This is a genomic window from Pseudomonas sp. GP01-A4 (assembly GCF_058780865.1).
In genome coordinates, this window is the sequence record NZ_JBYSWF010000039.1 from 15,647 (window position 1) to 27,532 (window position 11,886).

Genomic DNA, 11,886 nt, shown 5'->3' on the forward strand with positions numbered 1-11,886 from the left:
AGGTGTCAGATGTTCTGGCGATCGCCTTTAGGGTCGAAGAACACCGAAGAAACAATCTCCGCCTCGATCACGCTGCCATCCGCCAGCGGTGCAAACACCCGCTCGCCGATGCGCTTCAAGCCGCCCTTCACCACGCCCATGGCAAACGAATAACCGAGGGAGTTATGGGCATAACTGGAGGTGACGTGGCCGACCATCTTCATCGGGATCGTCTGCTTGGCGTCGAACACCAACTGCGCGCCTTCCGGCAGCCACACGTTCGGGTCGATCGGCTTGAGTCCGACAAGCTGCTTGCGGTCTTCACGCACGCAATCCTCGCGATTCATCCCGCGCCAGCCGAGCCACGAGAACGGTTTGGTGCGGCCTACACACCAGCCCATGTTCAGGTCGTCCGGGGTCATCGAGCCGTCGGTATCCTGGCCAACGATGATGAAACCCTTCTCGGCCCGCAGCACGTGCATGGTTTCGGTGCCGTACGGGGTCAGGTTGTACTGCTTGCCGGCCTCGACGATTTTCTCGAGCACACCCATGGCGTAGTCGGCCTGCACGTTGACTTCGTACGACAACTCACCGGTAAACGAAATCCGGAACACCCGTGCCGGCACGCCGCCTACCAGGCCTTCTTTCCAGGTCATGAACGGGAAGCCGTCCTTGTCCAGGTCGATGTCGGTGACTTCGCTCAGCAGCTTGCGGCTGTTGGGGCCGGACAAAGTCATGGTTGCCCAATGGTCGGTGACCGAGGTGAAGTACACCTTGAGGTCCGGCCATTCGGTCTGCTGGTAGATTTCCAGCCACTGGAGTACGCGTGCTGCGCCGCCGGTGGTGGTGGTCATCAGGAAGTGGTTGTCGGCGAGGCAGGCAGTCACGCCGTCGTCGAAGACCATGCCGTCTTCCTTGCACATCAGGCCGTAGCGGGCCTTGCCCACGTCGAGCTTGGTCCAGGCGTTGCTGTAGATGCGGTTGAGGAACTCGCGGGCATCCGGGCCCTGGATGTCGATCTTGCCGAGGGTGGACGCGTCCAGCAGGCCGACGCTGTCACGCACGGCCAGGCATTCGCGCTTCACTGCGGCGTGCAGGTCTTCACCGTTGCGCGGGAAATACCATGGGCGTTTCCACTGGCCGACGTCCTCAAACTCGGCGCCGTTTTTCACGTGCCAGGCTTGCAGCGCGGTGTAGCGCACCGGCTCGAAGATGTGCCCACAGTGGCGGCCTGCTACCGCGCCGAAGGTTACCGGCGTGTAGTTGGGACGGAACATGGTAGTGCCCATCTGCGGGATGGTCACATTCAGCGAACGGGCCGCGATGGCCAGGCCGTTGACGTTGCCGAGCTTGCCCTGGTCAGTGCCGAAGCCCAGTGCGGTGTAGCGCTTGACGTGCTCCACCGACTCGAAACCCTCGCGGGTGGCGAGTTCGATGGCGGCCGCGGTGACGTCATTCTGCAGGTCGACAAATTGCTTCGGCGCCCGTGCGGTAGCTTTCTCGTGAGGTACCTGGAACAGCGCCAGGGTCGGTTCTTCCAGACGGCTCAAGGCTTTGGGCAGCGTACCTTCCACCGGCGCAAACCCGGCTTCGCTGGCAGCGCGCACGCCACCTTCAAAACCGTCGGCCAGGGAATCGCCGAGGCCGTAGACGCCATTGATGCCACCGACGCACACGCGTTTCTGCGGTGCTTCGCCCGGTACAAAACCGAGGATGTCTTCACGCCAGGTCGGCTTGCCGCCCAGGTGCGAGGCCAGGTGGACCACCGGGCTGTAGCCGCCGGAGCTGGCGACCAGGTCGCACTCCAGCCACTCGCCGGGGCTGGTGACTTTATGAGCTTTGACATCGATGGCCGCAACACGGGCACCAGTGACGTGCTTGCTGCCACGGGCCTCGATCACGGCGCTGCCGGTGAGGATGCGAATGCCTTTGGCACGCGCCTCTTCAACCAGCGCGCCCCGTGGGTTGTGGCGGGCATCGGCTACGGCGACAACGCTGAGGCCGGCGTCGAACCAGTCCAGCGCCACGCGGTAGGCGTGATCGTTGTTGGTGGACAGCACCAGCTTCTTGCCCGGTGCCACGCCGTAGCGACGCACGTAAGTGGAGACCGCTCCCGCCAGCATGTTGCCCGGTACGTCGTTGTTGCCGTACACCAGCGGACGCTCGCAAGCACCGGTGGCCAACACGACACGCTTGGCGCGAACCCGGTGGATACGCTGACGCACCTGGCCGATCGGCGCACGGTCACCGAGGTGGTCGGTGAGGCGCTCGTGAATGGTCAGGAAGTTATGGTCGTGGTAACCGTTGACGGTGGCGCGAGGCAGCAGCACCACGTCCGGCAGGGCCTTGAGTTCAGCAATCACACTGGCAACCCACTCGGCCGCAGGCTTGCCATCGAGGCTTTCGCGGGAGTCCAGCAGGGAGCCGCCGAATTCTTCCTGCTCGTCCGCGATGATCACCCGGGCGCCACTGCGGGCGGCGGCCAACGCAGCCGCCAGGCCGGCAGGGCCCGCGCCCACAATCAGCACGTCGCAATGACGGTTCATGTAGTCGTAGGTGTCCGGATCGTTCTCGGTCGGCGAGCGGCCAAGACCGGCTGCCTTACGGATGTACTTCTCGTAAGTCATCCAGAACGATTGCGGGTACATGAAGGTTTTGTAGTAGAAACCCGGCGGCATCAGCTTGCCGCCGACCTTGCCGAGAATGCCCATCATGTCGTTGTTCACGCTCGGCCAGCCGTTGGTGCTGGTGGCGACCAAACCCTGGTACAGCGCCTGTTGCGTGGCGCGCACGTTGGGGATTTGCGTGGCTTCGGTGGCGCCGATCTGCAGCACCGCGTTCGGCTCTTCGGCACCGGCGGCGAAGATGCCGCGCGGGCGGGAATACTTGAAGCTGCGACCGATGATGTCGACGCCGTTGGCCAGCAGCGCAGCGGCCAATGTGTCGCCTTCAAAGCCTTTGTAGCTCTGGCCGTTGAAGGTGAAGCTCAGGGCTTTGTTGCGGTCGATCCGGCCACCGTTGGACAGGCGATTGATCTGGCTCATACCTTCTCTCCAGAAGCCTTGGCGGTGAATTGCGGCTTGGTGCCTATCTTGTAGGTTTCAAGAATTTCGTAGGTCACGGTGTCGCGGGTCGCGTTGAAATACTGGCGGCAACCGGCAGCGTGAATCCACAGTTCGTGGTGCAGGCCGCGCGGGTTGTCGCGGAAGAACATGTAGTCGCCCCACTCCTCGTCGGTGCAGGTGTTCGGGTCCAGTGGGCGCGGGATGTGCGCTTGGCCGGAGGCGTGGAATTCCTCTTCGGAGCGCAGTTCGCCACAGTGAGGACAGAAGATATGCAACATAGGGAATTTCTCCTGTTAGTGGGCGACGGCCGCAGCGCCGTGTTCGTCGATCAGCGCGCCGTTGTGGAAACGGTCGATGGAGAATGGAGCTGCCAATGGGTGCATTTCACCCTTGGCCAGGCTGGCGGCAAATACGTTGCCTGAGCCTGGAGTCGCTTTAAAACCACCGGTGCCCCAACCGCAGTTGAAGAACATGTTCGGGACCGGGGTCTTGGAGATGATCGGGCAGGCATCCGGCGTGGTGTCGACGATGCCGCCCCACTGGCGGTTCATGCGCACGCGGGACAGCACCGGGAACATCTCGACGATGGCCTGGATGGTGTGCTCGATCACCGGGTACGAGCCGCGCTGGCCATAGCCGTTGTAGCCGTCGATACCGGCGCCGATCACCAGGTCGCCCTTGTCGGACTGGCTGATGTAACCGTGCACGGCGTTGGACATGATCACGCTGTCGATAATCGGTTTGATCGGCTCCGACACCAGTGCTTGCAGCGGGTGGGATTCGATCGGCAGGCGGAAGCCCGCGAGCGAAGCCATGTGGCCGGAGTTACCCGCCGTCACCACGCCGACGCGCTTGGCGCCGATGAAGCCTTTGTTGGTTTCCACGCCGATGCACACACCGTTTTCCTTGCGGAAACCGATGACTTCGGTCTGCTGGATCAGGTCCACGCCCAGTGCGTCAGCGGCGCGGGCAAAGCCCCAGGCCACGGCATCGTGACGGGCCACGCCGCCGCGCCGTTGCACGGTGGCGCCCATTACCGGGTAGCGAGTGTTCTTGGAGCAGTCGAGGTACGGAATCTCATCGGCCACTTGTTTGGCGTTGAGCAGTTCGCCGTCCACACCGTTCAGGCGGTTGGCGCTGACGCGACGCTCGGAGTCACGGATATCCTGCAGGGTGTGGCACAGGTTGTAGACGCCACGCTGGGAGAACATCACGTTGTAGTTCAAATCCTGGGACAAACCTTCCCAGAGTTTCATCGCGTGTTCGTACAGGTGCGCCGACTCGTCCCACAGGTAGTTGGACCGCACGATGGTGGTGTTGCGCGCGGTGTTACCGCCGCCCAGCCAGCCTTTCTCGACCACCGCCACGTTGGTGATGCCGTGCTCCTTGGCCAGGTAGTAAGCCGTCGCCAGACCATGCCCGCCGCCGCCGACGATGACCACGTCGTAGACCTTTTTCGGGGTGGGCGTGCGCCACATCTTCTGCCAGTTTTCGTGGTGGCTGAGTGAGTGCTTGAAGAGGCCGAAGCCCGAGTAGCGTTGCATAGTCATTACTCCAAAACCGCGCTCAGCGATAAACCGGGAAATCAGCGCACAGGGCGGCCACATGCTTGGCGACGTTGGCCTCCACATCGGCGTCGCCGAGGTTGTCGAGGATGTCGCAGATCCAGCCGGCCAACTCCAGGCATTGGGTCACTTTGAAGCCGCGTGTGGTCACCGCCGGCGTGCCGATACGCAGGCCCGAGGTCACGAAGGGCGACTGCGGGTCGTTGGGCACGGCGTTCTTGTTGACGGTGATGTGAGCGCGACCGAGGGCGGCGTCCGCCTCTTTGCCGGTGAGGCCCTGACGGATCAGGCTGACCAGGAACAGGTGGTTATCGGTGCCGCCGGACACTACATCGTAGCTGCGTTTGATAAACACGCCGGCCATGGCCTGGGCGTTGTCGATCACTTGCTGTTGATAGGCCTTGAAACCTGGTTCCTGGGCTTCCTTGAAGCACACCGCCTTGCCGGCGATCACGTGCATCAGCGGGCCGCCCTGGGCGCCCGGGAATACCGCAGAGTTGAGTTTCTTTTCAATTTCTTCGTTGGACTTGGCCAGGATCAACCCGCCACGTGGACCGCGCAGGGTCTTGTGGGTGGTGGTGGTGACCACATCGGCGTAGGGCAGCGGGTTCGGGTACAGACCGGCGGCCACCAGGCCGGCGACGTGGGCCATGTCGACGAACAGCAGCGCACCGACCTTGTCGGCGATCTGGCGAAAGCGCGGGAAATCCAGGGTCTTGGAGTAGGCGGAAAAACCCGCCACGATCATCTTCGGCTTGTGCTCCACGGCCAGGCGCTCGACCTCGTCGTAGTCGATCAGCCCGGTGTTGGTGTCGATGCCGTATTGCACCGCGTTGTACAGCTTGCCCGAGGACGACACTTTGGCGCCGTGGGTCAGGTGGCCGCCGTGGGCCAGGCTCATGCCGAGGATGGTGTCGCCGGCGTTCAACAGCGCCAGGTACACCGCACTGTTGGCGGACGAACCGGAGTGCGGCTGCACGTTGGCATAGTCGGCGCCGAACAGCTGCTTGGCACGCTCGATGGCGAGCACTTCGACCTTGTCCACGTGCTCGCAGCCGCCGTAGTAACGCTTGCCCGGGTAACCTTCGGCGTACTTGTTGGTGAGGCCGCTGCCCTGGGCTTCCATGACACGCTTGCTGGTGTAGTTCTCTGACGCGATCAGCTCGATATGATCTTCCTGGCGCTGCTCCTCGGCATTCATGGCCGCCAGCAGTGCATCGTCATAACCCTGGATCTGGTCTTGCTTGCTGAACATCGCGTCTCTCCCAGCGGCGGCGGTGCGCCAATCGTATTGTTGGGGCCGCCGCACGACGGAGGGGCCCTTTGATGCGATGGTAGGGCGGGCGCAGAGAGGTCAAATGCCTATGGACGCCACGCAAAGGTGCGTTTACGACATGGCCGGAACAACACAGAACAAATGTGGGAGCGGGCTTGCTCGCGAATGCGGTGGGCCAGCCAATATAGGTGCAGCCTGACACACCGCTTTCGCGAGCAAGCCCGCTCCCACAGGGGTTAGGCGATGATCTTGCGGACCAGTAGCAGCAGCAGGAAATGCGCCGGATAAAGCGCATACGCCCAGCGCCGCATGGCCGGTGGCGATACCTGCCCGGCATGTCGCAACAAGACCAATCCGGCCAGCGGCGCAATCAGGCATGTCGCCAATCCCAGCATCGCCACCAGCGTGCCGCTATTGAGCAGGACCTGCCATTGATTGGCAGCCAGGCACACCACACCCGGCAGCACGCTGAAGTACCACGGCCGGCGAAACACCAGCAGCATCGCCAACGGCAGCAGTACGCCAAAGAAACCGAACATCAGCTGCGCCGAGAAAAACCCCGCCAAAACCAGCGCGATCAACGCCAATCCTCGATCAATAACCGTCTTCTGCTGCCATCCCCGGGCAACCAGCAAACCCAGCGCCAGGGTCGGCAGTACGTTCAGCGTGTCGGCGTCGTCGATGAACATCCGGTACGGCACCTCACTGATCACACTGAACAGCAGCAACCAGCCCAGATAGCGCCACTGCCCCGTCACCGGCGCGTCCTTGACCCGATGCAAATTCGCCGCGATCGCCAGGCAAAACCACGGGAACGCCAGGCGGCCCGGCACATACAGCCCGTCCAGGCTCAAACCGACATACCGCAGGTGGTCCAGCACCATACTCAGCAGCGCCAGCCACTTGAGCAGGTCCAGGGCGCCATCGCGGACGCGGCTTACAGGAACGCTTTCAGAACCGTGCATAATTCCCCAATGACTTTGCATTAACAGTGCGTGCGCCCGCCCGACAATCTTGGGTAAAGTGCGCACCAACATCGACCACAGGACTGGGCCATGACCGACAAGAGCCAACAATTCGCCAGCGACAACTATTCCGGCATCTGCCCGGAAGCCTGGGCCGCCATGGAACTCGCCAACCAGGGCCATCAACGCGCCTATGGCGATGATGAATGGACCCACCGCGCCGCCGACGGTTTCCGCAGACTGTTCGAAACCGACTGCGAAGTGTTCTTCGCCTTCAACGGTACCGCAGCCAACTCCCTGGCGCTGTCCTCCTTGTGCCAGAGCTACCATAGCGTGATCTGCTCGGAAACCGCCCACGTCGAAACCGACGAATGCGGCGCGCCGGAGTTTTTCTCCAACGGCTCCAAGCTGCTCACCGCCCGCACCGAAAACGGCAAGCTGACCCCGGAGTCGATCCGCGAGATCGCCCTCAAGCGCCAGGACATTCACTACCCGAAACCCCGCGTCGTGACCCTGACCCAGGCCACCGAAGTCGGCAGCGTCTACACCCCGGAAGAAATCCGCGCCATCAGCGTCACCTGCAAGGAACTGGGGCTGAACCTGCACATGGACGGCGCACGCTTCTCCAACGCCTGCGCATTCCTCGGCTGCTCGCCGGCCGACCTGACCTGGAAAGCCGGCGTCGACGTGCTGTGCTTTGGTGGCACCAAGAACGGCATGGCCGTGGGTGAAGCGATCCTGTTCTTCAACCACAAGCTGGCCGAAGACTTCGACTACCGCTGCAAACAGGCCGGGCAGCTTGCCTCAAAGATGCGCTTCCTCTCCGCCCCGTGGGTGGGCCTGCTGGAAAACGACGCCTGGCTCAAACACGCCCGCCACGCCAACCACTGTGCGCAATTGCTCAGCAACCTGGTGGCGGATATTCCGGGTGTGGAGTTGATGTTCCCGGTCCAGGCCAACGGCGTATTCCTGCAACTGTCGGAACCGGCAATTGCCGCGCTGACGGCCAAGGGCTGGCGCTTCTACACCTTCATCGGCAAGGGTGGCGCGCGGTTCATGTGTGCGTGGGATACCGAGGAAGAGCGCGTAAGAGAATTAGCCGCCGATATTCGGGAAGTGATGAGCGCCTGAAGTAGGCATCAGCCCCTCAGATAATGGCGAAAGGCCGAGACTGTTTTTTGATATTTCTGACAGCAACCAACTTCGTTTTCATTGACTAGCCTCTTGGAACCCGGAAGGAAAAGGCCGCCTTTCGGGACTAACCGCCAGCCGAATAATCGGCCGGAAACGGAAATCCAGCAGAGGGCAATACCATGGAAGCGCAACGCTACGGAAACAACTTGCTAGGCGAAGGCACCATCAGCACCACCGTCATCGACTGGGACGAATTCAGAAAATCCGCGAAAATCGGTGACACCATCAGCGAACCGACGAGGACATTGCGGATCACTGACAAGGTCTATGAACTGACAGCATCCGGCCAGCACTTCGTCGTGCATATCTATGCCCAATAACCTCTAACTGATCGTTCCCACGCTCTGCGTGGGAATGCAGCCCGTGACGCTCCGCGTCACACAGCGGGACGGGACGCGGAGCGTCCAAGGAGGCATTCCCACGCGGAGCGTGGGAACGATCATTAGAACTCGATGCGCACATCACCCTTCGGCACGCTGCAGCACGACAGGATGTAACCCTCGGCTTCGTCTTCCTCGGTGATCCCGCCGTTGTGGTCCATCTCGACCTCCCCGCCCAGCTTCAGCACCTTGCACGTCCCACAGATCCCCATGCCGCAAGCTTTCGGAATCAGCAGGCCAAGCTTGGCCGCCGCTGCGTGCACGGTCTCGCCCGGTGCCACGCGGATGCTCTTGCCGGAGGCAATGAATTCCACCTGGTGCAGGTCCGCCAGGTCGATCTCCGGTGCATCCGCCGCTTGTTCGGCTTGTTCCACCGCGTCGGCCCGGGCTTCCGGTGGCGTCGCGCCGAAGGATTCCTCGTGATAACGCGCCATGTCGAAGCCGGCGGCTTCCAGCAGGCGCTTTACCGCGTTCATGTAAGGCGTCGGGCCGCAACAGAAGACTTCCCGCTCCAGGAAGTCCGGCACCATCAGTTCGAGCATCTTGTGGTTCAGGTAACCGCGATAACCGGCCCAGGGTTCACCCAGGCCGTGTTTCTCGCAAATCAGGTGCAGGCTGAAGTTATCAATCCGCGACGCCATATGCTCCAGCTCGCGGTGGTAAATGATGTCCTTTGGCGAGCGGGCGCTGTGGATAAACGTCATGTCGACGTTGGCGTTGGTGTCGTAGAACCAGCGCGCCATGGACATCACCGGGGTAATACCGACACCACCACTGAGGTACAGCACTTTCGGGCTCGGGAAGTCGATGGCATTGAACAGCCCCACCGGCCCGTGCACCGCCAGCTCCTGGCCTTCGTGCAGCGTGTCATGCAACCAGTTGGACACCTTGCCGCCCGGCACGCGCTTGATGGTCACCGAAAAGCTGTAAGGCACCGACGGCGAACTGGAAATAGTGTACGAACGCATGATCGGCTGGCCGTCGATTTCCAGCTCCAGGGTGACGAACTGCCCGGGCTTGAAAAAGAACAGGATCGGCTGGTCGGCCATAAAGCAGAAGGTGCGCACGTCCCAGGTTTCCTGGATGACTTTGACGCAACGGACGATGTGCCGACCATTGGCCCAGGTCTGGGTTGTTACCGGGTTCAGGAAGCTGTTGGACATGCTGTTCTCCATAGCCGTGTGATCGGCCTTATGGTGGCGATTCTGCGTAACGCGCGAATCACCCATTTACCTATCTGCGACATTCACATACTTATCGCGACCAGCCCCCATACCACGGGGGTTGCGCGTCGGGAACAGAGTGGGCCATGTCGTTCATGGATAAGGTTCTGGCCGTTGTGGGGCCCACACTCGCTCCCAACAAAGACGCTTTCTTTACGCCTTGCTGCAAAACCTAGCCACTATTCGCCGGCCACACAGAATGGCCATGAGGACACACACGATGGACGTCACCGCAACCTTAAGCTTGGGCGATCCGCTGGAACCCGCACGCAAGGCCACTGCGCAAATGCTGCAAGAACGCGAGCGGACCTTTTCGCTGCCGCAGCCGTTTTACTCTGATGAACGGCTGTTCGATATCGACATGCAGGAAATTTTCCAGAAAGAGTGGTTGATCGCCGGCATGACCTGCGAGATCCCCGCCAAGGGCAACTACATCACCCTGCAAGTGGGCAAGAACCCGATCATCGTGATCCGTGGCGCCGATGGTGTGGTGCACGCATTCCATAACGTGTGCCGCCACCGCGGTTCGCGCTTGTGCACCAGCGACAAGGGCAAGGTCGCCAAGCTGGTGTGCCATTACCACCAGTGGACCTATGAACTGGACGGCCGCCTGCTGTTCGCCGGTACCGAAATGGGCGCCGACTTCGACATGAAGCAATACGGCCTCAAGCCGGTGAATGTGAAGACCGCCGGTGGCTACATCTTTATCAGCCTGTCGGAGAACCCGCCGGCCATCGACGACTTCCTGTCGACCTTGAGCCACTACATGGAACCCTACGACATGGAGAACACCAAGGTGGCGATCCAGACCACCTTGTTTGAAAAAGCCAACTGGAAGCTGGTGCTGGAAAACAACCGCGAGTGCTACCACTGCAACGCGTCGCACCCGGAACTGTTGAAAACCCTGCTGGAATGGGACGACGTCACCGACCCGCGGGCCGACCAGGCCTTCAAGGACCACGTGGCCGCCTCCGCCGCCGCCTGGGATGCCGAAAAGATCCCTTACGCCCACGCCAGCTTCGGCCTGCGTAACCGCATCGTGCGCATGCCGCTGCTCAAGGGCACCGTGTCGATGACCCTCGACGGCAAGCAAGGCTGCAACAAGCTGATGGGCCGCATCAAGAACCCGGACCTGGGCTCGATGCGCATCCTGCACCTGCCACACTCGTGGAACCACTGCATGGGCGACCACATCATTGTGTTCACCGTGTGGCCGATCAGTGCCCAGGAAACCATGGTCACCACCAAGTGGATCGTGCACAAGGACGCCGTGGAGGGTGTGGACTACGACGTCGAGCGCATGCGCAAAGTGTGGGACGCCACCAACGACCAGGACCGTCGCCTGGCCGAAGAGAACCAGCGCGGCATCAACTCCACCGCGTATCAGCCAGGGCCGTACTCCAAGACTTATGAGTTTGGTGTGGTCAACTTTGTGGACTGGTACAGCGAGCGGATGCTGAGCAACCTGGGGGCGGCGCCAGCGCCGTATCTGAAAGGCGTCGCGGTCCACGAGTAAGCCATACAGTGACAGGGACCTGAACTGTACAAAAAACAGCCAGGTCTCTGACAGACCCCTGCTTTCCTGCCTTCCAGCCATTGCCCAACAACTTATCCACAAAGCCACCCACAGCAATTGTGGGCAACTGCGCTTTCCCGTCGAAATAAAACCAAGAAAATCCGTGACTTATTCAAAGGTACCGGTTTTATCCCACATTGATCATTTTTTGACCTAAAGCCTGAAAGCCACGTCCTGCATGGGCTACAGAGGAACGCAAACACCTTATCCACAGAAGCGCCAACAGACTTTGGGGGCAACTTTGGGCCATCTGTGGAAAACCGGCTTAAACCGAGGAAAATCGCGGCTTTGAGAGCAAAACTCAGCTGGAACGGCGATATTGGCTATATTTTAACCAGCACACTGTAAGCCACGCGTTATATGGCCTACAGCGGATAGCGAACATCTTATCCACAGAAGCACCAACAGACTTTGGGGGCAAGTCTGTCCCGGGCATTTTCCTTATCCACAGAAAAACCCAAGGAAAAACCGTCAGTTAGGTTGGTTATTTTTCGTACAGAGAGCTGGAGGGCTTGATTTGCATGGGGTGTGGACAGCCGCGAACAGGTTATCCACAGGTGGGTTAACAGGGATTGTGGGTAAAGCCACAATCGCCGCAAAACAGTGTGGGAGCGGGCTTGCTCGCGAAAGCGGCGGATCAGTCGGTACATGAGTTACCTGACA

Annotated in this window: 9 protein-coding genes; 3 read left to right on the plus strand and 6 right to left on the minus strand. The window is 61.0% G+C overall.

Going from position 1 to position 11,886, the window contains the following annotated elements; all coding sequences use genetic code 11:
• Positions 1–5: 5 nt before the first annotated feature.
• The 5 genes from AC3WKX_RS21060 to AC3WKX_RS21080 form a co-directional block, all read right to left on the minus strand.
• A complete protein-coding gene (locus AC3WKX_RS21060; RefSeq protein WP_102604380.1) occupies positions 6–3,023 on the minus strand; it encodes a sarcosine oxidase subunit alpha in 3,018 nt (1,005 codons plus the stop codon).
• Positions 3,020–3,322: a sarcosine oxidase subunit delta gene (locus tag AC3WKX_RS21065; RefSeq protein ID WP_003209187.1), complete on the minus strand. Its 303-nt coding sequence runs from the start codon at positions 3,320–3,322 to the stop codon at positions 3,020–3,022. Before AC3WKX_RS21065 ends, AC3WKX_RS21060 begins: the two co-directional genes overlap by 4 nt.
• 15 nt (positions 3,323–3,337) lie before the next feature.
• Complete coding sequence (locus tag AC3WKX_RS21070) at positions 3,338–4,588, minus strand: sarcosine oxidase subunit beta (RefSeq protein ID WP_003209185.1); 1,251 nt, start codon at positions 4,586–4,588, stop codon at positions 3,338–3,340.
• Between the two features lie 22 nt (positions 4,589–4,610).
• The gene (glyA, locus tag AC3WKX_RS21075; protein WP_102604379.1) at positions 4,611–5,864 is read right to left on the minus strand and encodes a serine hydroxymethyltransferase; all 1,254 of its coding nucleotides are present in this window, start codon (positions 5,862–5,864) and stop codon (positions 4,611–4,613) included.
• A 257-nt stretch (positions 5,865–6,121) separates the two neighbouring features.
• Positions 6,122–6,850 carry a TraX family protein gene (locus tag AC3WKX_RS21080; RefSeq protein ID WP_102604378.1) on the minus strand — a complete coding sequence of 243 codons (729 nt, stop codon included), beginning with the start codon at positions 6,848–6,850 and terminating at the stop codon, positions 6,122–6,124.
• 90 nt (positions 6,851–6,940) lie between these two features.
• Here AC3WKX_RS21080 and AC3WKX_RS21085 point away from each other — a divergent pair, with 90 nt between their 5' ends.
• On the plus strand, positions 6,941–7,981 hold the full coding sequence (locus AC3WKX_RS21085) for a threonine aldolase family protein (RefSeq protein WP_003209178.1): 1,041 nt from the start codon (positions 6,941–6,943) through the stop codon (positions 7,979–7,981).
• A 182-nt stretch (positions 7,982–8,163) separates the two neighbouring features.
• A complete protein-coding gene (locus AC3WKX_RS21090; protein WP_003209176.1) occupies positions 8,164–8,364 on the plus strand; it encodes a hypothetical protein in 201 nt (66 codons plus the stop codon).
• A gap of 122 nt (positions 8,365–8,486) precedes the next feature.
• On the opposite strand, the gene gbcB is transcribed toward AC3WKX_RS21090, so the two are convergent.
• Complete coding sequence (gene gbcB, locus AC3WKX_RS21095; protein WP_003216947.1) at positions 8,487–9,587, minus strand: glycine betaine monooxygenase reductase subunit; 1,101 nt, start codon at positions 9,585–9,587, stop codon at positions 8,487–8,489.
• Between the two features lie 280 nt (positions 9,588–9,867).
• On the opposite strand from gbcB, the gene gbca reads away from it, so the two are divergent.
• On the plus strand, positions 9,868–11,163 hold the full coding sequence (gbca, locus tag AC3WKX_RS21100) for a glycine betaine monooxygenase oxygenase subunit (RefSeq protein ID WP_003216945.1): 1,296 nt from the start codon (positions 9,868–9,870) through the stop codon (positions 11,161–11,163).
• Positions 11,164–11,886: the final 723 nt, after the last annotated feature.

Excerpts from the sequence above, each read along its gene's own strand:
- AC3WKX_RS21080 (WP_102604378.1), bottom strand. The coding sequence starts at position 6,850 with ATGCACGGTTCTGAAAGCGTTCCTGTAAGCCGCGTCCGCGATGGCGCC.
- gbcB (WP_003216947.1), bottom strand. The coding sequence starts at position 9,587 with ATGTCCAACAGCTTCCTGAACCCGGTAACAACCCAGACCTGGGCCAAT.
- AC3WKX_RS21060 (WP_102604380.1), bottom strand. The coding sequence starts at position 3,023 with ATGAGCCAGATCAATCGCCTGTCCAACGGTGGCCGGATCGACCGCAAC.
- AC3WKX_RS21065 (WP_003209187.1), bottom strand. The coding sequence starts at position 3,322 with ATGTTGCATATCTTCTGTCCTCACTGTGGCGAACTGCGCTCCGAAGAG.
- AC3WKX_RS21085 (WP_003209178.1), top strand. The coding sequence starts at position 6,941 with ATGACCGACAAGAGCCAACAATTCGCCAGCGACAACTATTCCGGCATC.
- glyA (WP_102604379.1), bottom strand. The coding sequence starts at position 5,864 with ATGTTCAGCAAGCAAGACCAGATCCAGGGTTATGACGATGCACTGCTG.
- AC3WKX_RS21070 (WP_003209185.1), bottom strand. The coding sequence starts at position 4,588 with ATGCAACGCTACTCGGGCTTCGGCCTCTTCAAGCACTCACTCAGCCAC.
- gbca (WP_003216945.1), top strand. The coding sequence starts at position 9,868 with ATGGACGTCACCGCAACCTTAAGCTTGGGCGATCCGCTGGAACCCGCA.
- AC3WKX_RS21090 (WP_003209176.1), top strand. The coding sequence starts at position 8,164 with ATGGAAGCGCAACGCTACGGAAACAACTTGCTAGGCGAAGGCACCATC.